We start from the raw sequence: 24,921 nt of genomic DNA on the forward strand, positions 1-24,921 counted from the left end.
CCCGCAGGGGACCGGGACGCTTCTACCGGCCGAGGGTGGCGCGCAGCGCCTTCTTGTCGATCTTGCCGATGGATGTCAGCGGGATGGCGTCGACGAAAGACACGTGCTTGGGGATCTTGTAGGGTGCGAGTTCGTGCCGGCAATGCCGGACAATGGCCTCGATCAGCGCGTCTTCGGTTTGGACCCGGCCGGCCTCGTTGCGCTGGACGACGAGATTGACGATATCGTTGCCGGCTCGTTCCAGATCCGGTGTGCCGATCGCGGCAGCCGACGCGACGAAGGGCAGCCGGCGAACGACGTCCTCGACCTCGAGCGAGAACACCTTGAAGCCGCCGACGATCAGCATGTCCTTGGCGCGGTCGGCGATATAGACATACCCCTCCTCGTCCATGTAGCCGACATCGCCGGTGTACATCCAGGTCTTGCCGTCCAGCGGCCGCAGCGCATGCGCCGTCTCCTCGGGCATGCCCCAGTATCCAGCCATCACGTGAACGCCGGAGGTGATGATCTCCCCCCGCTCGAAGGGCGGCAACGTCTGCAGGCCGGTCTCGACATCGACGATCCGCACGTCCGCGCCCGGAACGGGGATGCCGAGCGCTGCCGGCTTGCAGCGCAGCGGCGGATTGCCGACATAGACGGACGACGTCTCGGTCATACCGAAACAATCCGACAGCTTGCCGGCTCCCAACCGGTGATCGAGGCGCTGGCGGTCCTGCCCGGTAATCGGCGCGCCACCCGTGACAGCGATCTTCAGCTCGTTGAAATCGATCTCGTCCGACCGGGGGAAGTTCAACAGCATCTGGTAGAATGTCGGGATGGCGCCCAGGCGTGTCGGTCGCATGCGGATGACCTCGTCCACGAACTTTTCGAGGTCGCGCGGATTGAGGACCACGAGGAACTCTCCGCCGGCGGCCAGCGCGCCGATGAGCCCGGCGACGCCGCCGATATGGAAGAACGGAAAGGGCGCCGCCATCCGTTCGGCGCCATAGACATAGGGCTCATAGATATTGGCCGTGACCGGGTTGGTCATGACCGCGGCGACCGACAGCATCGCCCCCTTGGGCCTCCCCGTGGTCCCGCCGGTATATTGCAGGAGAAAGATATCGTCGCCGGACACGGGAACCTGCCGGAAATCCGCGCTGCAGCCTTCCAGCAGACCGGTGAAGGATACGACCGTTTCGACGGCGAGCGTTGGAAGATCGACCGGTGCGGATGTGAAGAACTCCATCGCGGAGGTGACGACGACCGTGGAAAGCGATGCGGGAAGCCGGTCGATGGCCGCGAGCCGCGCCGCCGCCAGCGTATCGAGCGTCAAAAGGACCTTTGCGCCGGAATCGGCGAGCTGGAACGCCAGTTCGCCCGGCGCGAGCAGCGTCGAGACGCCGGAGGCGATGGCCCCGAGTTTGGACGCCGCCACGAGGCCGATGACGAATTGCGGCGTGTTCGGCAGATGCAGGGCGATGACATCGCCCTTGCCGACGCCGCGTGCGGCCAGGGCATTGGCGAGCCGGTTGGCACTGCGGTCGAGTTCGGCATAGCTGATCCGCCGTCCTTCGAAAAACAGCGCCGAATGGTCGGGGATCCTGGCCGCCGCCTCGCTGACGCGCAGGCCGAGCGGCGTGGTTTCCGGCGCAGGCGCGCTCACCCCGAGCGCATGGTGGATCGCTTCCCACGGGCGTGGCGGTTCGAAAGAACGTTCGATGGGCATGGCGGTCATCCTATGCCCTTTCATCAGCTCTGGTGAACGATGGCGGCGGTCGTCATCGTCGGCGTGATATCGGTGAAGTTCGCGCCATCGGCGGCCAATTCTGCCGATACGGCGGCCAGATCGGTCATGACCGTGTCGCTCGCACCGAAGGTGAGCTGTGCGGAGACGATGCCGGCGCCCCTGTCATGGTCGACTTCGAAACGCTGCAGCCCGACGGGGTCGCACAGGCGATGCACCAGTTGGGCATGCCGGGTCGTGTAGTAATCGAGATCGAAGCGGCCGGCAGGGCCGATGGTATAGGACACGGTGATGCGCAACATGATTGAAGTCCTCCTTGAACCATAGATCGGGTGACGCGCGGGGCCGGCCCTGACCGATGCGGCCAAGGCATTTCCAGGCAAAGCGCGTTCAGGTTGCCGTCAGGCTATGCGCCGATGACAACGACAGAGAGTGTTTCGGTGATCCGGCATTCACCGGACATGCTCGAGCTGCCGGCCGGCTCCGCCCAGGCCGGCGCCGGATGGAGGGCCATCCGGTCTGCCGTCAGGCGACAGTCGCCGGGGAGGCACCGTTCATCTGTTCGGCGGTCCGGCGATGTGTCTCCGGCAGCCGCCTGTTCAGTCCATCGAAGTGCCAGGCCTTCAGCACTTGAAGTTCGGTGGCGATACGGGCCGGATCGCTGGCGAGCGACCGGCGTGCGGCGAGCCCGGGCATCGCATCGCTGATGATCGCCAGATCGATCATATACCCTTCCACATCCACCATCGAATAGCGCATGGCGATCGCCCGAATGCTCTTTTCGACGTAGATTTCGCCGAGAAGAATCTGTTCCTTGAGCCCTTCGAACAGATCCCGGTCCCAGCGCGATGCCATCTGGATCTCGTGAAGCGCCAGCGCCGGAGGCTCGATCACCACCTCCCAGAGAATGTCCGGGAAGCGGAACAAGCCCTCGAGCGCGCCCCCCGCCTGCGACATCCGCACCTCGATCGATCCGAGCATCCGGCGGATCGCCTCCTGCCCCGTCGTCACCATCAATTCGTGCCGCGTCCCGAACTGATGCAACAGCGAACCGCGGCTGAGGTGCGACCGATCCAGAACGGCCTGCGTCGTCGTGTTCGTGTAGCCGGCCTCGGCAACGAGATCGATCGCGCTATCCAGGATTTTCTGACGCGTGATGTCGCCCCGTCTCATCGAGCCCTTCTTCTGCTTTTCTCCTGTCACGCGCACCTCCGTCTTGCGTAGAACGGAGGTTTTAATCGAGGTTCGCAAGATGGCCAACACATTTGCGTGCAGGCGCGGACGGACGACCCTGCAGGCACGGACTCCCCTCTCCGTCGCCCTTCCAGCCCCTGCCCCGACGGTCTCCGGGGTCGGGCATCAGTTCTTGCAGAGCCAGTAGAACTCCAGCCCCCGGAAACCCGGATTCGGATCGTAGGCATAGGCGCGGTCGGCCCGTTTCATCGCGGGAAAACGGCGAACCATCTCCTGCAGCAGAACCTCGCATTCCAGCTTGGCCAGCGGCGCGCCGATGCACCGATGGGCCCCGCCCCCGAAAGAGACATGCTTGATCTGGCTGCGGTGGATATCGAATTCGTCGGGGCGCTCGACCATTTTCGGATCGCGGTTGGCGGCGGTCAACAGCGCGGTGATCACGTGACCTTTCGGTATCGAAACCCCCTCGATGACGACCTCTTCCTGCGTGATGCGTTCGGTTCCAAAGATCGGCGGCTCGAAGCGGATGGCCTCCTCGACGGCGCTCGGGATGAGAGCCGGGTCGCGCACCAGATCGGCATAGCTCGTTCCCTGCTCCATCAGGCTCTTGACCATGGTCCCCATCAGATCGGTCGTCGTCTGATTGCCGGCGATCAGCAGAAGCTGGGCATGCTGGGAGATTTCCGCGACGGAGAACGTCTCGCCCGTGCTCGTCTGGGCATCCATCATCCCGGAAATCAGGTCGTCGGGCCGGTCGCCGGACGACAGGCGGCGGTTCACCTCGTCGGCAACCGTCCTGTCGATCGCTGCGAGGCCCTCGGCGCCGATCGTGCGGGTTTCCTCGTCGGCCAAGGGGTTCAGCTTGAAGGCAATGGCCTGATCGGACCAGACCTTGAACTCTTCGCCCAGCGATCGATCGACCCCGAGCAGCTCGATGATGACCTTCGTCGGCATCGGCCGCGCGATCTGCTGGACGAAGTCGAATTCCGCGCCGGCCGCATCCAGCAGTTCGTTGCAGATTTCCCGCGCCCGCTCGCGGAAGGCTTCGAGACGACGGTTGTTGAAGGCCTTCAGCATCAGGGTGCGCAACCGCTTGTGCCGCGCGCCGTCCGCATGCAGCATGGATGTCTCGACCGACATATCCTCGCCGCGCATGATGCGCGTCGATGTCTGCGCGAGGGCGCGGGGATCGACCAGCAATGTCTGGTCGGTGAGAACTTTCTGCACCAGATCGGCACGGAAGACGACATGATCGCGAAGCTGGCCGTCCTCTAGCACGGCGACGGAATCGCGCAGCCCGTTCAGCACGGAGAAGGGATCGTCGCGGAAGGTCGGAGACAGCGAGGTCAGTTCGAGCCCGCGCGGAAGGTCTGGCGAATTGGAATCCATCATTTTACACCTCTTTTTTCACGCGACGGTTCAGGTCAGCGGCTCCAGTGTTATCATCGACTTGACGAGGGCGAGCAGATCGACATCCGTCTCCGGCGCACCGGTGATGGCGTTCTCGATCTGCCGGTGCCGGACAATGATGTCGTCCTTGTATTCCGGATGGGTGATGACATAGGTCCGCCTCTCCTCCAGCGCCTTGAAGGTGCGGATGGCGACCTCGTCCGGGGACAGACCCCTGGCGACCATGCTGCTGGAAAAGGCCCGCTCTTCGGGGCCGGCCTGGCTGATGGACGCGCCGGCAACGCCGCTTGCCAGATTGCGGTCCGAATTGATGATGTTGGTCGCCACCTGCCCCGGGCAGACCACCGCCACATGGATGCCGCAGCCGCGCAGTTCATGCGCGAGCGCCTCGGAAATCGCCACCACGGCATGCTTGGTCATCGCATAGACCGATGCCGTGCCGACGGGCGTCAGGAGGCCGGAGATCGACCCGGTGTTCACCACGTAGCCACCGACCCCGGCATCCACCATCTTGGGAACGATCAGAGAAATGCCGTAGCCGAGACCGAGGATGTTGACCTTGACGAGCCATTCCCAGTCGCTGGGCGTCGCGATGGACGCCGGCGCTTTCCAGGCGACGCCGGCATTGTTAAAGAGCAGATAGGGCGCACCATACTCCACGATGACGGCATCGACGACGGCCTCGTAATTGACGCGGTCGGATACGTCGAGGCGATAGGTGCCGACCTTCGCGCCCATGTCGCGCAGGCCGGAGGCTGCCGCCTGAAGGGCCGCGTCCTCGATATCCGCCAGCAGCACGGTCGCGCCGTATCCGGCACATTGCCGTGCAAAGGCAAGGCCGATCCCGCTGGCGCCTCCGGTGATGAAGGCGGTCTTTCCGGTCAGTTCCATGTGCCCTCCCAGGCTCCTCCCGAACGTCGTATCGCTTGTGGCGATCTTCCGTCCGGCCCTCTCAAGCATCGCATTATTAGTCCTTCATGACTAGTCTAAATCGAACAAAACTTGCAGCGCGCCGTGCCGGCCCATCTGGCCCCTTACGCCTCGTCGGCGCGCGGCGGCACGAGATAATCCGCGGCAGCACCGATCCGGGATTTGGCCCGTTTGAGTTCGTCCCGCGCGATGGTGCGCAGATGCACCTCGTCCGGCCCGTCGACAAACCGCATGGCGCGACCCCAGGTCCACAGGTCGGCGAGCGGCGTGTCCGGTGTCAGGCCCATGGCGCCGAACACCTGAATGGCGCGATCGACCACCTTCAGCTGGACGCGCGCGGCCGACACCTTGATGGCGGAAACATCGACGCGCGCCGCCTGATTGCCGTGCTTGTCGATGAGCCAGGCGGCGCGCAGCACGTGCAGACGCAGCTGATCGATCTCGATGCGCGATTCGGCGATCCAGTCCTGAATGTTGGAATAGTCCGAGAGGGCGCGGCCGAAGGTGCGCCGCGACATGGCCCGCTCCAGCATGAGGTCGAGCGCCAGTTCGCACTGCCCGATGATGCGCATGCAGTGGTGGACGCGGCCCGGACCAAGCCGCGCCTGCGCCAGCGCGAAGCCCTTGCCTTCCTCCCCGAGAAGGCTGGAGGCGGGGACGCGGACATTCCGGAACACGATCTCGCAATGCCCTTCCGGCGCATGATGGTTCATGATGGGGACGTCGCGCACGATCTGCAGACCCGGTGCGTCGAACGGCACGAGAACCATCGAGTGGCGCGCATGCCGGTCCGCGTCCGGGCTCGCGTCGGACAGGCCCATGACGATGACGACCTGTCTGTTGGGATGGCGCGCGCCGGTCGTAAACCATTTGCGCCCGTTGATCACATAGTCGTCGCCGTCGCGCAGCACCGTGGTCTGGAGATTGGTGGGATCGGAAGACGCGGTGTCCGGCTCGGTAATGGCAAAACAGGAGCGGATGCGCCCGTCGAGCAGCGGGATCAGCCACCGCTCGCGCTGCTCCGGCGTCGCGAACATATGCAGCAGTTCCATATTGCCGGTATCCGGCGCACTGCAATTGAACACTTCCGGCGACCAGGGCACACGGCCCATGATCTCGGCAAGCGGTGCATATTCGAGATTGCTCAGCCGCGTCCCGGGCTCGCCCTCCTTCAGATGCGGCAAGAAGAGGTTCCAGAGCCCTTCGGAAAAGGCCTTGGCCTTGAGGCGGTCCATCAGTTCGAGGGGATAACGCCCCTCCTCGCAGACACGATGCCAGGCAACATTTGCCGGCAGAACGTGCGCTTCCATGAAATCGCGCAGGCGCGTGCAGAGTTGCTCGACCTTGTCCGAATACCCAAAATCCATGTCTCGAATTCCCTGTTGTCTGGCAATCTTGTCGGGCGATACCGTCTCAGGCGGCGGCCTGCGTCATGATGTCCACGGCCCGACGGGCGAAATTTTCCGAAAGACGGCCGACGCGTTCCGCGCTTTCGGAGGCGGCATTGCCGTTCTGGGCGCGCACCGCGATGCCTTCCATGATGACGGCGAAGCGGAAGAGGGCGAAAATCCGGTGGAAGCTGGTGAAGTCCTCCGCCCGTCCGCCGGCGTCGCCGTACCAGCCGAGAAATTCCTGCCGGTCGGGCAGAGAGGCTGCGGCGAGATCGACGCCCTTCAGGCCGCAATATTCCTCCGGCGAGGCATCCCAGGCGATGCCGAAATGCGCCAGATCGGCCATCGGATCGCCGATGGTCGACAGCTCCCAGTCGAGAACGGCGATGACCCTCGGCTCCGTCGGATGGTACATGAGATTGCCGATGCGAAAGTCGCCGTGGACGATGGTGCTCGCCTGCGATGCCGGAAAGTGGCGCGGCAGCCAGTCGATCAGAGCGTCGATCTCCTCGAGATCGCGGGTGCGCGCCTGTTGCCACTGCTTGGTCCAGCGCGCCACCTGCCGCTCGAAATAGGCGCCGGGCCGGCCGTAGTCACCGAGGCCCGCCCCCTGCCAGTCGACGGCGTGCAGGTGCGCCATCATTTCGGCTGCGGACCTGTAAAGATCCTTGCGTTGCGCGGGCGACACCGCCTCGAGCAGGCAATCGCCGAAGATGCGCCCCTCGATCCGCTCCATGACATAGAACGGCGTGCCGATGACCGAGCGGTCGCCGCAGAAATGCACCATGCGCGGAACCGGTACGCGGCTGTCCCACAAGGCGTGCTGGATACGGTGCTCCCGATCAACGGCGTGGGCCGAAGGCAGCACGGAACCGCCGGGCTGCTTGCGCAGGACCAGCCGATGGCTCGGGCTCGTGAGGAAAAAGGTGGGATTGGATTGCCCGCCGGCGATGGGCTCCGCAACGACCGGCCCGGAAAATCCGGGAACGGCGGCGATCAGGTAGCGTTCGAGAGCGGCGATGTCGAGTCCCGGTCCAGCCTGTGCCGGCATGTTGTCTGCGGGTGTCATGATGTTTCTCCTGCTGATGTTCCGCACGAGCGCGGGCGCGCACCGGACGCGCCAGCCGATGTCGCGGCACGGCGACCCCTTGCGGTCGATGATAGGTCTGTCAGTGACGTGGCGGGCGGGCGGGCGAACCGACCGGGACGGGTGCCGCCGTCTACGGCAGCGCTTTCGGCAATGGCGTCTGGGTCGAGGACGCGGTCGTGCGGTCTGGAAAGGGCGCGACCGCATCCCGATCATCGTCGCGCGGCCCGGACGACGCTCCGGCGGGATCGGAGATGAAGGCGGCGATGGCCTGCCAGGACTGCCGTGCAGCCTCCGCATCCAGATCCATCAGGTGCCAGACATGGGGCAGTCCGGTCCAGCGCTGCAGCCGCACGTCGGATCCTTGCGCGCGTGCCTTGTTCGCATATCGCAGCGAATCACCGAGCATCAGCTCGGAACTCCCCACCTGGATGAAGGTCGGCGGCAGCCGCGACAGGTCTCCGAAGAGCGGCGAGATCTCGGGATCGTTCGGCCAGACCTTGAATTTTGCCAGAATGGCAAGGCGCCAGACGAGCGGCGCCAACTTCAGCACCGGATCGAGGGTCGGCCCCACGAGAATATCGTCCTTGCGGTTGGCGCGCGTCAGGGACGACATGGTGGCGTCGGTGGCCGGCGACAGGGCCACAACGGACGCCGGATGATCGAGACCGGTCTGTCGCGATGCCCAGCGTGCGGTGACCAGAGCGAGATTGCCGCCGGCGGAATCGCCGGCCACGGTGATGGGCAGCATCGTCGGCCAGCCCGGCACGGGAGCGGCCGCCAGCCACGCATAGGCGCGCCGGCAATCGCCAACCATTCGCTTGCGCGGGTTCTCGGGCAGCAGCGCGTAGCGCGGGGCGAAAACCGCCGCATCGCACTCACGCGCCAGACGCGTCGTCATCGCACGATGGCTGACCGGACTTCCCATGCTGAAGAAGCCGCCATGAATATAGAGGATCTTCCGCAGGACCCGGCCATGCGCCGGAAGCACCCATTCGCCGGAAACGCCTTCGGCATCCACCGGCACGACGGTCTCCTCCAAGCTCTTGGCCTCCCCCATGCCGTCGAGCGCCGCCCGCACGGTCGCAAGACGTTCGGCTTCCGGCATGGCGTCGAATGCCTTGCCCATGTCGGCAAACGCCGTCGCCATCTCCGTATAGGCGGCGAGCGACGCTTGATCCGTCATCACCAGCGTGCCCGACGGCACGTCGTACGAGCGAAGGTCTTCGGGCGCCGAGCGGACGGCGAGAATGGCAATCGTCGCAATAAAGACGGATACGATGCCGGCAAGTGCGATAAGCAGGACAGTGATCACGTGTGGTCCTCCCAGTTTGATATTGGCCACCAAGGCAGCCACCACGGCGATCGGTTCCCTCCGCCGTGCCCCTCCGATTTATATTCATATACCGAACTAATACGTGTTGACTAGTCTATGTTGATTAATTAGCGTTTCCCTCGAGGAATATATCGTTCGGGAGATCCCCGCGCGATGGGAGGAGCAATCATGACTGTGACCGTGCAAGATCGGGCCGATGTCGGCCGGACTTCCGACATCGATCTGGAGGCCTTGCGTCGCCGTTACGCCGAGGAGCGTGACAAGCGGCTTCGCGAGGAAGGCAACCAGCAATATCTGCAGACCAAGGGCGATTTTTCCTATTTCGTCGATGATCCCTATGTCGAACGTGTCGAACGGCAACCGATCGAGACCACCCGGCAGGCCGTGGTGATCGGCGGCGGGTTCGGCGGCATTCTCACTGCGATCCGGCTCAAGAAAGCCGGTATCGACGACATCATGATCATCGAAAAGGGCGGCGACTTCGGCGGCACGTGGTACTGGAACAGATATCCGGGCCTGGCCTGCGACATGAAGTCCTATGTCTACCTGCCGCTCCTGGAAGAGGTCGGCTACATGCCGCCGCGCAATTATGCGAGCGGCCAGGAAATTCACCAGCACGCAAAGCGTCTGGTCGCGCATTTCGGGCTTCAGCCGCACGGTCTGTTCCAGACGGAAGTCCGTGAACTGCGCTGGCTGGAAGACGAGTCGTGCTGGCTCGTCTCGACGGTGCAGGGCGACCGGATCCGCGCCAAATACGTGCTGACCGCCACAGGCTCGTTTTCACGCCCCAAGCTTCCGGGCATCCGCGGCGTCGATCGCTACAAGGGGCACACGTTCCACAGCAGCCGCTGGGACTACGCTTATACCGGCGGGAGCCCGGATGGCGGGCTGACTGGCCTGCAGGGCAAACGTGTCGCCATCATCGGCACAGGCGCGACCTCGGTGCAGCTGATTCCGCATCTCGCGGAACATGCCGGCCATCTCTACGTCGTCCAGCGGACGCCGTCCGGGGTCGATGCACGCGCAGAGGAGCCGCTCGACCCGGAATGGGTGGCCTCGCTCGAACCCGGCTGGCAAAAGCGCCTGATCGAGAACTTCACGTCGCTGACCTCCGGCGCCGGGGCGGAACAGGACCTCATACAGGACGGCTGGACCTTTCTCTTCACCCGTATCCTCGCGGCTGCGAGCGCGGCGCCGGACGGCAATTTCACGCTGGACGACCTGCTTCTGGCGGCCGAGCTTGCCGATGCGGAGAAGATGACCGAGATCCGCGCACGGATCGACGTCGCCGTCCGCGACCCCGAGGTCGCCGAGCGGCTGAAGCCCTGGTACAGGCGCTTCTGCAAACGGCCGGTCTTCCATGACGGCTTTCTGGAGACCTTCAACCGCAACAATGTCACGCTGCTCGACACGGACGGAAAAGGCATCGACGAGATCACCGAAGACGCGATCGTCGTCAACGGGGCGGCCTATCCGGTGGACTGTATCATTTTCGCCTCCGGTTTCGAGATCGGCGCCGATTCCGTCGTCCGCAACGGCTTCAGTGTCATCGGCAAGGGTGGCCTCGATCTGTCGGACACCTGGTCGCGCCATGGCATCAGCACCTTTCACGGCATGCTGATCAACGGATTTCCCAATTTCTTCATCCACCAGACGGCGCAGGGGGCGCTTGCCGCGAACTTCTGCCACGGGCTGGACGAGATGTCCCGGCATATGAGCTACGTGATCGCCCGGACGGAGGCTGCCGGCGCGTCCGAGGTCGAGGTCAGCAAGGCTGCCGAGACCGAATGGGTCGAGCATTGCGCCGGCGTCAGCGGGCTGATGATGGACTTTCTCAAGACTTGCACGCCGGGCTACTACAATGCCGAGGGCAAGATCGATTCCGAAAGCATCAAGGGCTACGGTTATGGTCTTGGCCCCATGATGTTCTTCGGCATCATCGACAGATGGCGCGAGGACGGCACCATGGAAGGCGTCGAGCTTCGCAAGGACGGCGCTCCCATCGTTTGATGCGGGCCTTGACGACCACCGCTATTACCGGTTCCGGAGGAGGAGCCGATGTCGATCGGCGTGCCGGGGAGGTCTTCGACGCGAGACGGAAAAAGGGGAGAGAGATGACGTTCGAACTGACCATCGACGGCGCCGGCGAGACGACCGCGACCTTTATCGACATCGTGGATCCCTCCACCGGGGCGGTGACCGCAAGGGCGCCCTGTGCGGGTGCAGCAGAGCTGGACCGGGCCGTCGCGGCCGCCCGGCGCGCCTTTCCGGCCTGGCGCGAGACGCCGCCGGACGAGCGCCGCCGGCTTGTCGGCGGGCTGGGAGACATCCTCGCCGCCCATGCCGAAGAGCTCGTCGCGCTCGATATTCTGGAAGGCGGAAAGCCGCATGCGGTCGCCGCGCCGGTGCTCGACCTCGCCGTCCAGTGGGTCAAGGCGCTCGCGACGCTGGAGATTCCCGTCCGCGTGCTGGACGACAATCCGGACAGGCGGGTCGAAGTGCACCACGAGCCCCTCGGGGTCGTCGGCGCCATCGCGCCCTGGAATTTCCCGGTCTTCCTCTCGGTGTGGAAGCTGGCCTCGGCGTTGATCGCAGGCTGCACCGTCGTGCTCAAACCCTCGCCGCTGGCACCGCTTGCCGTCTTGCGGATGGGATCCCTGATCCGCGATCAGTTCCCGAAAGGGGTCGTCAACGTGCTGTCGGGCGACGATGCGCTCGGGCCATTGATGACCGCGCATGAGGGGTTCGACAAGATTTCCTTCACCGGCTCGACGGCGACGGGGCGCAAGGTCATGGAAAGCGCCGCGCCGACCCTGAAGCGGCTGACGCTGGAGCTGGGCGGCAACGACGCCGCCCTGGTCTTTCCCGACGTGTCGCTGGACGCCGTGGCACCGGCCCTGTTCTGGTCCGCCATGGGCAATTCGGGCCAGGTCTGCATCGCCACCAAACGCATTTATGTGCACGACGACATTTACGACGATTTTATCCGGGCGATGCGGCTTCAGATCGACGCGACGACGATGGGACCGGGCGGCCAGCCCGGCGCGATGCTCGGCCCGATCCAGAATGCCCCTCAGTTCCAGCGTCTCCAGTCGCTTCTGGCGGATTGCCGGGCGAATGCGTACAAACTCCACCAGGGCACGGCCCCGGACGGCAACGGTTACTTCATCCCCGCGACGCTCGTCGAGAACCCGCCCCATGACAGCCGTATCGTTCGGGAAGAGCAGTTCGGCCCCATTCTCCCGATCGTCCGATTCTCCACCGAAGACGAGGCCATCGCGCTTGCCAATGACAGCCCGATGGGACTGACGGCCACCGTCTGGACGCAGGACATGGCGCGCGCCCGCCGTGTCGCGCAACGGCTGCAGTCCGGCAACGTCTGGATCAACGAAGCCTCCGCGCTATCGCCCTTCGTGCCCTTCGGCGGCCGCAAGCAATCGGGCGTGGGCGTCGAGAATGCGCTCGACGGCATCCTCGAATATACCGCCGTCAAGGCGATCACCGTGCGGACGGCGTGAGACGAGCGACAGCTACCTCTCGCTCATCGTGCGTCGGCCGGCGTCTCCCACACACGGAGCAGGGTTTCGCTGTCGGTCACGACGCCGAGATGCAGCGAGATCATCGCCAGCGCCGCCTTCTCCAGAGGCTCGTCCGTGCCGCGGACCAGATCTTCGAGAACCGTCACGCGGTATCCGAGATTGGACGCGTCGAATGCCGTGTTCAACACGCAGCAGTCGGCCATGCAACCGGTCAGGACGACCCGCCGGGCGCCCATGTTGCGGAGCAGGAAGTCGAGGTCCGTGGGGTAGAAGGCGGACAGGCGCTTCTTGCTGTCGACGATCAGGTCGGAGGGTTCCACGCGCGTGACGAACTCCGTCCAGCGGCTTCCGGCGATCGCATGGGCATCCGCATTGGGAATGTCCCCGACGAAGAGCGGAAACGTCATGCGCCAGGCGGCGGGGATACCCTTGACGTCGTCCGCACCTCCGGGCCGCAACGTGCTGCGCACATGGATGACGGGGACACCCAGCTTGCGGGCCCGGTCGTGGAAACGATCGACGCCGGCCACGACGTCGCGCGCCCGGGGTGCCGGACACGGGCAGTCCGGATCGTCCGACAGATGTCCCTGATGCAGATCGATGGAGATGGCGACGGTTCCCGCTCGCTCCGTGAATTCGCGGAAGCTGTCGGGCAGCTCCATCCGCTTGCCATAGACTGTTGCTTTCATAGGGTTCTCTTTCGAAGGTTCCGTGAAATCCGATCGCGGCGTCTCAGCGCCGCTCCTCGCGGACATAGGGCTGGCCCAGCGCTCCCGGCTCGTCACTCGGCCGGTTCAGATGCCGGACCGAGACCCAGATCATGACGCCGAGCGTGGCCAGATAGGGTGTGGTCATCAGCAGATATTGCGGCAGGACGACACCGGCGGCGGCAAGCTTCGGGATTACAGCCTGGATCGACCCGAACAGGAGGGCACCGGCGGCCGCTCGCCACGGGTCCCAGCGCGCGAAGATCACCAGAGCGATGGCGATCCAGCCGCGACCGGAGGTCATGTCGTCGATCCAGACCTTGACGTTCGCAACGGCGATGTAGGCACCGGCAAGACCGACCAGCGCACTGCCCGCCGTCACGGCCAGAAAGCGGGTCATCGAGACCGGAACGCCCATCGCATCGGCGGCTTCCGGGTTTTCGCCGACCGCGCGAAGACGCAAGCCGAAACGCGTGCGCCGCAGGAGATAGGACACCCCGAAGAGGATCGGGATCATCAGATAGACGATCACGTCCTGTCGGAAGAGGACCGGCCCGAACACGGGAATGTCCGCGAGCGCCCCGAGCGAAACCGGGGCGAGCCCCGAGAAGGCCTTGCTGGTCCAGCCGAAGAGATTTCCAAGCAGGCTCGTCAATCCCTGGCAGAAGAACACGATGACAAGGCCGGCAATCACCTGATTGACACGGAGCACGATGACCAGAAACGAGAAGAGAACCGAGACCGCGGCAGCGGCAAGCATGCCGGCCGCCATTGCGAGCAGCGGATCGACCTGCAGCGTCAGGAGGATGGCCACCGAGGCCAGGGCCCCGACGAGCATCAGTCCTTCGGCGGTGAGGTTGAGAATGCCCGCACGCTCGGACAGGATCAGTCCCAGAGCCGCAAGCGCATAGGGCACGGCCAGCTGGGGAATGGTGGCAAGCCACGTCATGAGAAATGTGGTCACGTGCGTTACCTGATCCAGTGGACACGATGGATGACGAGAAAATCCGACGCCGCGACACTCATGACCACGACGGCCTGAATGAGCTGAACCATCGACGGCGGGATGGAATAGAAGACCTGCAGGTTCTGGCCGGCGACGAACAGCACCGACATCAGCAGAGCGACGATCGCCGCGGCGATCGGATTGTTGCGGGCGAGAAATCCGATCAGGACGCCGGAGACGCGGTAGCCGGGGAAGAAGGATTGCGTCAGCCGCCCCTCCTGCCCGCTCGTGACGACGAAGCCCGCAAGGGCGGCAAGGCAACCCGAGACCAGGACGATGGAGAGCACCATCCGAGCCACGGGCACGCCCAGTGCCCGCGCGACGCCCGGATTGGCGCTGACAAAGCGCATGTAGATGCCGGCACGGCTGCGTGCGGCGATATAGGCCATGACGGCCGCTGCCGTGCAGGCGATGACCAGAGAGACGCCGATACCGGATGACAGGTCGGGCAGGAGCTCGAAGGGCGCATAGGCCGGCGAATGCGGAAAGCCGTCCTGATCCTTCCAGGCGCCATACAGGAGATGCAGCAGAAAATAGTAAGCGATGTAGTTGAGCAGAAGCGTCGAGATGATCTCGTTGACCGCAAGCCGCAGCTTGAGGAGTGCCGGGATCAAGGCCCACAGCGCGCCGCAGACCATGGCGGCAAGCCCCATCAGAGGCAGGCGTGCCCATTCGGGCCCGAGATGAAGCAGCGAGACGAGGGTCGCTCCGATCCCGCCGAAGATCATCTGGCCTTCTATGCCGAGGTTCCAGAAGCGGACGCGGAACGCCATGGCGGCGCAGAGCCCGACGAGCATCAGCGGGGCGGCCTGCACCAACACGGCCTTGAAGTTCATCGGATCGAAGATCGTCGCCATGATGAATTCGTCCGCCAGGCTCTCTGCCGGCACGCCGGCGAGAATGAGCGCAAGGGCCGAAAGGCCGAGCCCCGCCACGAGGGCGCCCGCAAGCGCGAACAGGCGCAGCGCCCCTCGCAACCTGTTTCCGCTGGTTCGCAAGATGGACGGAGCGGTCCTGCTTGCGGGCGGGATCGGCATCACCCCTCTTCTGTCGATGGCCTACGCTCTTCAGGCGCAAGGCACGCCGTTCGCTCTGCACTACTTCACGCGGAACCGTCTCTCGACCGCATTCCGCCGGCTGATCGAAGACGCGCCTTTCGCGGCGAGCGTCACCTTCCACATTTGCGACGAGGTTCCCTCGGCCATGTTCGACGCGCAACGCGACCTGCCGGCGCCTGCCGACGGGCTGCATCTTTACACCTGCGGGCCGGAAGGCTTCATGACGGCGGTGACGGATGGCGCGAGAGCCCGAGGTTATCGGGACCACACCATCCATCAGGAGCATTTCCGGGCGCCGGGCCTTGCCGGAGACGAACCCGAACACGAATTCACGGTGGTGGACGCGGCAACCGGACAGGAATATCGCGTCCCCGCAGGACGGAGCATTGCCCGGGTTCTGGTCGATGCCGGCCTCGATCTCGAGCTTTCGTGCGAGCAGGGCATGTGCGGCACCTGTCTTGTCGACGTGCTCGACGGCGAGCCGGACCATCGCGATATCTACCAGACCGATGCGGAAAAAACGTCGAACCGACGCATCGCCGTCTGCTGTTCCAGAAGCCGTTCGCCGCGATTGGTTCTGGAGCTCTAGCGACGACTGCTTTTCCGCAAGCCGCAGGAGCGCGCTATTACCGCAAATGCGGATGCAAACCGCTTCGCATGCTCGCCGGATCTGCGTCCGCATTTCCCGCAGTGCCAACGTCCCCTGGCCGTCTCAACCGCGCGGCTCGGCATCGTCGCTCTCGCCGTCGTCCCCGGCATTGCGCTTGCCATTGAGCAACGGCCGATAGTCCTTGAAGCGGTCCACGAGGTAATCGACCAGCCTGCGGACCTTGGGGGCCTGGGCCGAATCTTCCCGGATCACGATCCAGAGGGGGATCCTGTAGGGGTCTTCGGCGGCCCGGTACTCCCCCAGCTGCGGATCGCCGGCGCCGAGAAACCGTGGCAGAAGCGCAAGCCCCATTCCCTCGCGGCACATGGCATGCAGCATCGGGTAGTTGTCCGTGGAGCCGGCAAAGACCAGCGGCCGCTCCATGGAGAGAAACCACCGGTCCTCCGCCAGGCTGAAATCGTGATCGCGATGGGGAAAATGCGGCTTCAGAACCACCAGATCGAGCGGCCTGGCGGCATCCTGCGCGAGCGACGACAGATAGGCGCGCGACCCATAGACGGCAAAGTCGACATCCGCGACCTTGCGCAACCCATGCCGCCCGCGTTCCGGCCGCGCCATGCGGATGGCGATATCGACCCGGTCGGCATCGAGATCGACGAAATGCGTCTCCGTCGTGACATCCAGCGAGATTCCGGGATGCGCCGCCGTGAAGCCGGCGAATTCCGGCGTGAGCAGCCGTCCGATGATGTCGATGACCGACAGGCGGATCGACCCGGCGCTCGCCGAATGCACGGCACTGTTGGCAAACCGCCGCGCTGCCGACTCCATCTCTTTGGCCGTTTCGAACAGCAGCTGATGATCGCCGCGAACGGTGAGGACGCCGCCATCGCTATCGAACAGCGGCCCGCCGACGATCTTTTCGAGCTTCTGCAGCTTTCGCCGCACGGTCGTGGAATCCAGACCCAGCTGGTGTGCCGCAGCCTCGAACTTCTGCAGCCGCGACAAGGCGAGGAAAACGCGAACGAGATCCCACGAGGCTAGGTCGGGCATGGCGCATCCCCGTCTTGCGGAACCTCCCCGGAATTGCCGATGACGGGCATGCGTCGCCTTTCACACAGGGCGCCTCTCGGAACCGACATCACCTGCCGCGACGCCGGAGAGCGGTGGCTACCCGTGACCTCTCAAGGTTCGCAGGCTGGGACAAACCCCGTCCATCACGGATGAGAAAAGCATGATGGACCGGCTCCGCCATGTTGAGAAGAGTGCGCCGGTGCGTTTTCCGCAGATTCGAGGCACCGGTCGCAAGGATGCTCCGTCTCCGCAATGCTCGACGGGGACCATCGCCCGAACGCTAGCGTGCGAAAACGCCGTCGAAATCCTTGAAGCCTTTGACCTCGATGGGGTTGCCGCTCGGGTCGAGGAAGAACATCGTCCTCTGCTCGCCCGGCTTGCCTTCGAAGCGGACGACGGGCGGAATGTCGAACGCGACACCCGCATTCTGCAGGCGATCGGCGAGAGCCAGCCAATCCTCCAGAGGCAGGACGACGCCCAGATGCGGCATCAGCACGAGATGATCGCCGACCTTCCCGGTTCGGGTGGTCTCGAAGGGCGTGCCGAGATGCAGCGAGATTTGATGCCCGAAGAAGTCGAAATCGACCCAGGTCTCGGTGCTGCGACCTTCGGTACAGCCGAGGATGTCCCCGTAGAAGCGACGGCAATCATCGAGGTCGTTCACGTGGTAGGCCAGATGAAACAGTGAGCGCATGATGGACTTTCTATCGGGTTGGCAAGGCTCGTCCTCGGCGGACGATCGCCTGACGTCGTCGAGCGATCGTGTCATCCACCCGCCCCCGACCATCAGGTTCGCGTCTGTCCTATAGATGGATTCGTCGCGTGCGGCGAGCCGTCGGCTCGACACCCGGACGCCCGCGCTCGCCGATATCCTGCCCAGAGCGAAGGCATTGCGGATGAGACAGCGTCCGCATCCACCATAAAGAAGCGCAAAAAACTCGCGCGGATCGGCTTGACCCCCGGACGCGTTCCCGTGCATATGTAACTGTATAACGTTACTTCACTGGATAAACGCGATCATGGCCCAGAAACTTCCCGTCACGGTTCTCTCCGGCTTTCTTGGAGCCGGGAAGACGACATTGCTGAACCACATCCTGTCCAACCGTCAGGGTCTGCGCGTCGCGCTGATCGTCAACGATATGAGCGAAGTCAACATCGATGCCGCGCTGGTGCGCGACGGCGGTGCCAACCTGTCGCGCACCGAGGAGCAGCTGGTGGAAATGACCAATGGCTGCATTTGCTGCACGCTTCGCGACGACCTGTTGAAAGAAGTCCGGGCGCTCGCCGAACAAGGGCGGTTCGACTATCTGCTGATCGAATCCACCGGCATTGCCGAGCCCCTGCCCGTGGCCACCACCTTCGACTTTCGCGACGAGGACGGCCGCAGCCTGTCGGATGTGGCGCAGCTCGACACCATGGTGACGGTCGTCAGTGCCGCAAGTCTGCTGGCCGACTACAGCTCCGCCGATTTCCTGGCCGATCGCGGCGACACGGCGGGCGAAGGCGACGACCGCACCGTCATCGATCTTCTGGTCGAACAGATCGAATTTGCCGACGTGGTGGTGCTGAACAAGGTGAGTGCCGCCACCGCCGAGGACCGCGATGCGGCCCGCAAGATCATCACCGCCCTCAACCCGGATGCGAAACTGATCGAGACCGATTTCGGCCAGGTCGATCTGAACGACGTGCTGGGCACGGGTCGCTTCGACCTGGAGAAGGCCGAACAGCATCCGCTCTGGTTCAAGGAACTGCACGGTTTCAAGGACCATGTGCCGGAGACGGAGGAATACGGCATCCGCTCGTTCGTCTACCGCGCGCGCCGTCCGTTCGATCCCACGCGCTTCCAGCGCTTCATCGATCGCCCTTGGCCGGGTGTGGTCCGGGCGAAGGGCTTCTTCTGGCTTGCAACGCGTCCCGATCATGTCGGCGAGATCAGCCAGGCCGGCGCACTCGTGCGAACGAACCGGATGGGGGCGTGGTGGTCCGCCGTGCCCAAGGCACAATGGCCGCGCGACCCCGGCTTCCTGCAAATGATGGCGCCGTATCTCGACCCGACCTGGGGCGACCGGCGCCAGGAGATCGTCTTCATCGGCGCGGATCCGATGAACGAGGCGACGATCCGCGCCGATCTCGATGCCTGCCTGGTCGATGCGCAGACCTTCTGTCCGGGCGTCTGGCAAACGCTGGCAGACCCCTTCACGCCCTGGGAACGCAAGGCCTCGTGAGCAAGACGACGCCTGCACTCACCCGGCCCTGAGACCTCGCAGAGACCCCTTCGCACCACAGGAGATATCCGATGTTCCGCTCCCGCACATCCGTGCTTCCGGCCACCAGCATTCTCGCCCTTCTGGCCACGCCGCTCGCGCTTCATGCCGAGGACGAGAGAAACGAGAGCTGGCGGCTGTTCGTCGCCGATCACACGCAGCCGATCGTCCGCGCAATCGATCTGGGCACCGACAAGGAAATCGGCCGCTTCGATCTGAAGGGCTATGCCGCACTGTCGCTCAGCGATACCGGACGCACCGTCTTTGCCATTCAGGGCGACCAGAACATCGTCAACGTCATCGATACCGGCATCGCGCTTTCCGACCATGGCGAGCATCGCGATATCGCGGTCGGCGACACGAAACTTCTGAGCGCCGCGATCGCCGGCGAGAAACCCGGCCATGTCGTGACGCATGGCGATCTGGTTGCGGTGTTCTACGATCGGGGCGGCAAGGCCGATCTCGTTGCCGAGAGCGGACTGCTGGAGGGCAGGGTCGATCCGAAGGCATTCGACACGACGGCCGCGCATCACGGCGTCGCCGTGCCCATGGGCCCTCACATACTCGTCTCGGTGCCGGACACGACGGCAACCGTGAAGGCGGGCGAGCTGCCGCCGCGCCTCGGCTTGCGCGTGCTCGACGAAACCGGCCGACAGGTCGGCGACGTCGCGCCGTGCACAGGCCTGCACGGAGAGGCGACATCGGGCCGCCTCGTCGCCTTCGGTTGCGCGGAGGGCGTGCTGATCGCCCGGCCGGGCGGCATGGACGGGCCGAAACTCGACATGGTGGCCTATGGCGAGGATCTGCCGGCGGGCAAGGTGTCCACCTTGCTCGGGGGCACCTCGATGCAGTTCTTTCTCGGCAACTACGGCGAGGACAAGGTGGTGCTGATCGAGCCCGAGGCCGAGACGCCCTATCGTCTGATCGAGCTTCCGCTTCGGCGCATCGATTTCGCGCTCGACCCTGCCCATCCGCGCAACGCCTACATTCTGACGGAAGACGGCACGCTGCATCTCCTCGATGTGATCGATGGTGCGATCACCCTGTCGGCGCCGGTCACCGAACCCTACAGCAAGGACGGTCACTGGCGCGACGCGCGGCCGCGGCTCGCAGTGGCCGGCGACCACATCGCGATCACCGACCCGCGCCACAGCCTCGTGCGGATGATCGACGCGAAGACGCTGAAGGAGGTCCGCACGATCCCGGTCGAAGGACAGCCCTTCGCCGTGGTGGCCGCCGGCGGCTCCGGCGCGACGCATTAGCGCCCGGACAAGACGGATATCGGAGGCCTGCTTTCCGGCAGGCCTTGAATGTCACGTCCGATGAACAGACGCCTGCCCAGAACCCATCCGTTCCTCGGGCTGCCAGACGCCGATGCGGATGCCGCCGGTCTCGCTCAGTTCGGTGCAGAGAAAGTGCGAAAGCGCGTCGTCCCGGATCACCGCGGCGCTCAGCCGGCCGGTCCGGTAGGCGCCCGTGTCCAATGCGATGCGATTGGAATGGATTTCCGGTCGCAGCGACGCCGTGATGGTGTGGCCGTGCAGGACGATGTGGCGAAACACGTCCAGATGGTCGAGAAAGCCGGCCCTGATCCAGCGCAAGTCGTACTCGTCCTGATCGATCAGCTCCACGCCGGGGCGTATTCCTGCATGAACGAAGCAGAAGCAGCCGATCTCCTTGTAGGTCAGGGCATTTTCGAGCACGTCCACATGGTGGGGAAAGTCCCGGCGGATATCGGCAGCGATATTGTCGAGATCGGGCACCGGTCGGTGGGAATAGGCGCTCAGCGTGGCGACGCCGCCCCAGTCCAGCCAGTTGACGGCATCCTCGGCCGTGAGGGTGCCGCGCAGAAGCTCGCGCAGGAAGAAATCATGGTTGCCAAGGATCAGCCGGGAGCCCGGATAGAGGTCCAGTGTCGCGCGGACCAGATCGATGACCTTGGGGCTCTCGGGCCCGCGATCGATCAGGTCTCCGAGAAAGATCACGAGCGGCGCCGAACCTTGGGCCGCCGCATCGTCCGCGATCCGGGCCAGCATGACTTCGAGGAGATCGGCGCGCCCGTGGATATCGGCGATCGCATAGATATGGGAGGGTCGGCTGTCTGTCGTCATCACTCTTTTGCCTGCTCGAAATCCGGGTTGCGTGACATCACCCTGCCATTTGCAGGGCGCCGGACCGTGGACGAGGGCGAGACGAAGCAACGCCATCCGGGGCGGCAACGTCCTATAGGCCACCCTCCCCCGACGCGCCACCAAAACCGGTGCCGAAGTGGTGCCTGCTGTGAGACGTGGCACGATAAATGCGTCTCGACACCATGTCCCACCAAGGAAAGCGACAGCCATGACGGCACAGGCAAGTGGATCGCTCGATGTCCGGCTGATGCGGACCTTGTTGTTGCTTCTGACCGAATGCAGCGTTTCCAGAACGGCCGAGCTTCTGGGACAGGCGCAGCCTACCGTCAGCCTGACATTACGCAAGCTGCGCGAGCTTCTCGACGACCCCCTTCTCGTGCGCTCGGGCAGCACGCTGGTGCCGACCGAGCGGGGACTGGCGATGCGGGAATCCATTCGCGATATCCTGGCGCATATCGATGCGCAGCTCGCGCCGCATCCCACCTTCGACCCCGCAACGTCGAAGCGGACCTTCCGTATCGTGGCCGCCAATTGCCTCGGCACCGTCTTTCTGCCGCCGCTCGTCGGCCGCATCGCCCGCATCGCTCCCCAGGTGAATATCGACGTCTGCCCGATGCCGAGCTACGAGGATTTCCTGGCACAACTCGCCGACGGCACCGTCGATGCCGTGATCGGAAACTGGCCGCACCCGCCCGAACATTTGAGAATGTCGACGCTGCTGACGACCGACATCGTCTGCGTGGTGCGAGCGAGCCACCCTCTGGCCGGCCGGCACGACCGCATCGGGATGGAAGCCTATCTTCGGGAGAACCATCTTTCGCCGACCTCCGACAAGCGTGCGCATCTGAGCCCCATCGACGGCCGGCTGATCGAGCTGGGTCTGAAGCGGCGGATCGGCGTGACCGTGCCGGAATATGCCATTGCCCCCTATGTCGTCGCCCAGTCCGATCTCGTCTTCACGACGGGCCGGCATTTCGCCGAGCAGATCGCCCAGGCCTTTCCGTTCGCGGTGCTGGATGCCCCGCGGGAGCTCGGGCAGATGAAGTTCTACATGCTCTGGCACGACTGCAAGCACCATTCGCCGGATCATGCCTGGCTGCGGCAGATGATCAAGTCGGTGGCGGCGGACGTGCGCGCGCTGGATCGCACGGGCGCGGCGGAAACGTGCCTCGTCCCCGGCTGACCGCCGGCGCTGCAATAATGTCTATTGCGATCCGGTTATAGGCGTTCGTGCTCAAAAAACGCACACTTGCTGCAGCGCAAAAGCAACCGGCAAGAGGTGGGACGATGCAGCAGGGACTGACACGACGGGAGATACTGGCAGGTTTTGCTGCGGGAACCGCGGCCGGCATTCTCGGATCGACCAGCGCAGCGCGCGCTGCCGTGTCCGAGCTCGTCTGGGCGACATGGGAATCCAACGCGCATCCGGAATATGTCGCCGCCTTCGAGAAGGAGACCGGCACCCGGATCAAGCTCTCCTTCCTTTCCAGCGAAGACGCACAGTTCGCCGCCCTGAAGACGGGCTCGGCGGCCGACTGGGACATGATCAACCCGTCGCTGAACGGAAGCTGGCGCTACATCAAGGCCGGTCTTCTGAAGGAGATCGACATCTCCAAGCTCCCCAATGCCGCCCACATGTACGACGTCTTCAAGACGACGCCGAAGGTGCTCGACGACAGCGGCAAGCTCTTCGCCGTTCCCTATCTCTGGGGCCTCAATCCGCTCGTCTACCGCACCGACACGTTCGATCACGAGCCGGACTACACGACCCTCTTCGATCCGAAATATTCCGGCCAGCTCGCCATGCGCGACTATGCGCTGGAATCCATCGCCATCGCCGGGCTCGTGGCTGGCGTGCCGCGCGACAGGGTCTTCGTGATGGATGCGAAGGAGCTGGCGGAGGCCAAGAAGCTGCTCGTCGCACAGAAGCCGCTGCTGCGGACCTACTGGCAGACGATCGGCGACCTCACCAACCTCTTTGCCACCGGCGAGGTCTCCTGCGCCTTCTCCTGGCGCGTGCCCTATGACGAACTGAAGGCGAAGCTTCCCATGGGCATGGCCAAGCCGAAAGCCGGCATCATGGGATGGTGCGATTGCTTCGGCATTCCCGCCTCGCTGTCGCCCGAAAAGACCGAGCTTGCCCTGAAATTCGCGGACTACCTGCTCGGCGCGCAATATGCGACCGAAATCGCCCGGATCGGCAATTACGCGACGACCTCCTCGATCATCCGCGACGATCTGTCGAAGGAGCAGCAGGCGGCCATCTTCGTCGACGACATGGAGGTGATGAAGTCCTTCATGTGGCCGGTCGCACCCGACAACTACTCGGACTGGCTGAAGATCTGGAACGAGGTCAAGGCAAGCTGACCATGTCGGAGCATGCTGTCCATGCGCCCGATGCCGGCCTGATCCTGTCGGCCCGCGGCCTCGTCAAATCCTACGGCAAGGGCCGCGCCGTCGATGGGGTCGATCTCGACATCCCGGAGCGGGCCTTCACCACGCTGCTCGGCCCATCGGGATGCGGCAAGACGACGATCCTGCGGATGATCGCCGGCTTCGAGACGCCGGACGCGGGATCGCTCGTCCTCGACGGGCGCCCGCTCAAGGGCGTGCCGCCGGAGCGCAGGCCCGTCAACACGGTCTTCCAGAGCTACGCCTTGTTCCCGCACCTGACCGTGTTCGAGAACGTCGCCTTCTCGCTCACGCTCCGGCGCGGATCGGGCGACCCGTCTCCGCGGGTGAAACGCGCGCTCGACGCCGTTCACATGGGCGATTTCGGCGCGCGCTACCCCCACCAGCTGTCCGGCGGGCAGCAGCAGCGCGTGGCCGTGGCCCGCGCCATCGTCGCCGAGCCGCACATGCTCCTCCTCGACGAGCCGCTGTCGGCGCTCGACCGGAAGATGCGCGGCCATCTGCAGATCGAGCTGAAGGACCTGCAACGCCGGCTCGGCATCGCCTTCGTCTACGTCACGCACGATCAGGACGAGGCCTTCGCGCTGTCGGATATCGTCGTGGTCATGAACAAGGGCCGCATCGTCCAGAAGGCCGATCCGCTGACGCTGTATGCACGGCCGGCGAGCGCCTTCGTCGCCGACTTCATCGGCGCGGCAAGCCTCGTGCCCGGAAAGATCGTGGCAACGCGCCGGGCGGCACTGTCGGCCACCGCGACGCTCGACACACCACTCGGCATCGTCGAGGCGCCTGTCGCCGAAGGGCTGGAGACCGGAGCGGCGGCCATGCTCGTCTTCCGTCCGGAACATCTGCAGGTTTCCGCCGCCCCCTCGGCCCTGCGGGCGCAGGTGCAGCACGTGGTGTTCCGGGGCGACCGGTTCCTGATCGAAGCGGAAAGCCATGGCTGCTTGCTGCGCGTCATGAGCGACACGGCGCTTGATCCCGGCACGGCTATCGGGCTCGACCTTGATCGGGCCCGTGCCTTCATCACGCGGCTGGAGGGATGAAC

22 protein-coding genes are annotated in these 24,921 nt (G+C 64.6%); 8 read left to right on the top strand and 14 right to left on the bottom strand.

What is annotated here, in order from left to right; genetic code table 11:
- Positions 1 to 22 precede the first annotated feature (22 nt).
- The 8 genes from LRX75_RS01965 to LRX75_RS02000 all read right to left on the bottom strand — a co-directional run bounded on the left by LRX75_RS01965 (position 23) and on the right by LRX75_RS02000 (position 9,053).
- The gene (locus tag LRX75_RS01965; protein WP_231811516.1) at positions 23 to 1,708 is read right to left on the bottom strand and encodes an AMP-binding protein; all 1,686 of its coding nucleotides are present in this window, start codon (positions 1,706 to 1,708) and stop codon (positions 23 to 25) included.
- A 23-nt stretch (positions 1,709 to 1,731) separates the two neighbouring features.
- Positions 1,732 to 2,028, bottom strand: coding sequence for an EthD domain-containing protein (locus tag LRX75_RS01970; protein WP_231811517.1), 297 nt, complete (start codon positions 2,026 to 2,028; stop codon positions 1,732 to 1,734).
- Positions 2,029 to 2,251: 223 nt separating this feature from the next.
- Positions 2,252 to 2,929, bottom strand: coding sequence for a TetR/AcrR family transcriptional regulator (locus tag LRX75_RS01975; RefSeq protein WP_231811518.1), 678 nt, complete (start codon positions 2,927 to 2,929; stop codon positions 2,252 to 2,254).
- 156 nt (positions 2,930 to 3,085) lie between these two features.
- Positions 3,086 to 4,312, bottom strand: a complete 1,227-nt coding sequence (locus LRX75_RS01980) for a cytochrome P450 (RefSeq protein WP_231811519.1) — start codon at positions 4,310 to 4,312, stop codon at positions 3,086 to 3,088.
- A gap of 27 nt (positions 4,313 to 4,339) precedes the next feature.
- Entirely contained in the window at positions 4,340 to 5,221 is an 882-nt protein-coding gene (locus tag LRX75_RS01985) for an SDR family NAD(P)-dependent oxidoreductase (protein WP_231811520.1), read from the bottom strand.
- Positions 5,222 to 5,364: 143 nt separating this feature from the next.
- Positions 5,365 to 6,627, bottom strand: coding sequence for an acyl-CoA dehydrogenase family protein (locus LRX75_RS01990; RefSeq protein WP_231811521.1), 1,263 nt, complete (start codon positions 6,625 to 6,627; stop codon positions 5,365 to 5,367).
- 46 nt (positions 6,628 to 6,673) lie between these two features.
- Positions 6,674 to 7,720 (bottom strand): phosphotransferase family protein, encoded by a 1,047-nt coding sequence (locus LRX75_RS01995; RefSeq protein WP_231811522.1) that lies wholly within the window; start codon positions 7,718 to 7,720, stop codon positions 6,674 to 6,676.
- 151 nt (positions 7,721 to 7,871) lie between these two features.
- On the bottom strand, positions 7,872 to 9,053 hold the full coding sequence (locus tag LRX75_RS02000) for an alpha/beta hydrolase (protein ID WP_231811523.1): 1,182 nt from the start codon (positions 9,051 to 9,053) through the stop codon (positions 7,872 to 7,874).
- A 189-nt stretch (positions 9,054 to 9,242) separates the two neighbouring features.
- Here LRX75_RS02000 and LRX75_RS02005 point away from each other — a divergent pair, with 189 nt between their 5' ends.
- Together LRX75_RS02005 and LRX75_RS02010 are read left to right on the top strand one after the other, a co-directional pair.
- Positions 9,243 to 11,084 carry a flavin-containing monooxygenase gene (locus tag LRX75_RS02005; RefSeq protein WP_231811524.1) on the top strand — a complete coding sequence of 614 codons (1,842 nt, stop codon included), beginning with the start codon at positions 9,243 to 9,245 and terminating at the stop codon, positions 11,082 to 11,084.
- Positions 11,085 to 11,188: 104 nt separating this feature from the next.
- Complete coding sequence (locus LRX75_RS02010; RefSeq protein WP_231811525.1) at positions 11,189 to 12,592, top strand: aldehyde dehydrogenase family protein; 1,404 nt, start codon at positions 11,189 to 11,191, stop codon at positions 12,590 to 12,592.
- 23 nt (positions 12,593 to 12,615) lie between these two features.
- Here the strand turns inward: LRX75_RS02010 and LRX75_RS02015 are convergent, their stop codons facing one another.
- The 3 genes from LRX75_RS02015 to LRX75_RS02025 are packed head-to-tail and all read right to left on the bottom strand — an operon-like array spanning position 12,616 to position 15,303.
- A complete protein-coding gene (locus LRX75_RS02015) occupies positions 12,616 to 13,302 on the bottom strand; it encodes a cysteine hydrolase family protein (protein ID WP_231811526.1) in 687 nt (228 codons plus the stop codon).
- 43 nt (positions 13,303 to 13,345) lie between these two features.
- Complete coding sequence (locus tag LRX75_RS02020; protein ID WP_231811527.1) at positions 13,346 to 14,284, bottom strand: ABC transporter permease; 939 nt, start codon at positions 14,282 to 14,284, stop codon at positions 13,346 to 13,348.
- A 5-nt stretch (positions 14,285 to 14,289) separates the two neighbouring features.
- Positions 14,290 to 15,303: an ABC transporter permease gene (locus LRX75_RS02025; RefSeq protein WP_231811528.1), complete on the bottom strand. Its 1,014-nt coding sequence runs from the start codon at positions 15,301 to 15,303 to the stop codon at positions 14,290 to 14,292.
- Positions 15,304 to 15,325: 22 nt separating this feature from the next.
- Between LRX75_RS02025 and LRX75_RS02030 the strand changes: the two genes are divergently transcribed.
- Positions 15,326 to 15,973 carry a flavin reductase family protein gene (locus tag LRX75_RS02030; protein WP_231811529.1) on the top strand — a complete coding sequence of 216 codons (648 nt, stop codon included), beginning with the start codon at positions 15,326 to 15,328 and terminating at the stop codon, positions 15,971 to 15,973.
- Positions 15,974 to 16,096: 123 nt separating this feature from the next.
- On the opposite strand, the gene LRX75_RS02035 is transcribed toward LRX75_RS02030, so the two are convergent.
- Both LRX75_RS02035 and LRX75_RS02040 read right to left on the bottom strand, forming a co-directional pair.
- Complete coding sequence (locus LRX75_RS02035) at positions 16,097 to 17,044, bottom strand: LysR family transcriptional regulator (protein ID WP_231811530.1); 948 nt, start codon at positions 17,042 to 17,044, stop codon at positions 16,097 to 16,099.
- 301 nt (positions 17,045 to 17,345) lie between these two features.
- On the bottom strand, positions 17,346 to 17,759 hold the full coding sequence (locus LRX75_RS02040) for a VOC family protein (RefSeq protein ID WP_231811531.1): 414 nt from the start codon (positions 17,757 to 17,759) through the stop codon (positions 17,346 to 17,348).
- Positions 17,760 to 18,084: 325 nt separating this feature from the next.
- On the opposite strand from LRX75_RS02040, the gene zigA reads away from it, so the two are divergent.
- Complete coding sequence (gene zigA / locus LRX75_RS02045; protein ID WP_231811532.1) at positions 18,085 to 19,290, top strand: zinc metallochaperone GTPase ZigA; 1,206 nt, start codon at positions 18,085 to 18,087, stop codon at positions 19,288 to 19,290.
- A 71-nt stretch (positions 19,291 to 19,361) separates the two neighbouring features.
- Entirely contained in the window at positions 19,362 to 20,591 is a 1,230-nt protein-coding gene (locus tag LRX75_RS02050) for a metallochaperone AztD (protein WP_231811533.1), read from the top strand.
- Between the two features lie 51 nt (positions 20,592 to 20,642).
- On the opposite strand, the gene LRX75_RS02055 is transcribed toward LRX75_RS02050, so the two are convergent.
- Positions 20,643 to 21,440, bottom strand: coding sequence for a metallophosphoesterase (locus LRX75_RS02055; protein WP_231811534.1), 798 nt, complete (start codon positions 21,438 to 21,440; stop codon positions 20,643 to 20,645).
- A 229-nt stretch (positions 21,441 to 21,669) separates the two neighbouring features.
- Here LRX75_RS02055 and LRX75_RS02060 point away from each other — a divergent pair, with 229 nt between their 5' ends.
- The 3 genes from LRX75_RS02060 to LRX75_RS02070 all read left to right on the top strand — a co-directional run bounded on the left by LRX75_RS02060 (position 21,670) and on the right by LRX75_RS02070 (position 24,919).
- On the top strand, positions 21,670 to 22,644 hold the full coding sequence (locus LRX75_RS02060; RefSeq protein WP_231811535.1) for a LysR family transcriptional regulator: 975 nt from the start codon (positions 21,670 to 21,672) through the stop codon (positions 22,642 to 22,644).
- Positions 22,645 to 22,748: 104 nt separating this feature from the next.
- Positions 22,749 to 23,828: an ABC transporter substrate-binding protein gene (locus LRX75_RS02065; RefSeq protein ID WP_231811536.1), complete on the top strand. Its 1,080-nt coding sequence runs from the start codon at positions 22,749 to 22,751 to the stop codon at positions 23,826 to 23,828.
- 2 nt (positions 23,829 to 23,830) lie between these two features.
- Complete coding sequence (locus LRX75_RS02070; protein ID WP_231811537.1) at positions 23,831 to 24,919, top strand: ABC transporter ATP-binding protein; 1,089 nt, start codon at positions 23,831 to 23,833, stop codon at positions 24,917 to 24,919.
- Positions 24,920 to 24,921: the final 2 nt, after the last annotated feature.

It is taken from the genome of Rhizobium quercicola, assembly GCF_021168455.1.
Taxonomy (GTDB): Bacteria; Pseudomonadota; Alphaproteobacteria; order Rhizobiales; family Rhizobiaceae; genus Ferranicluibacter; species Ferranicluibacter quercicola.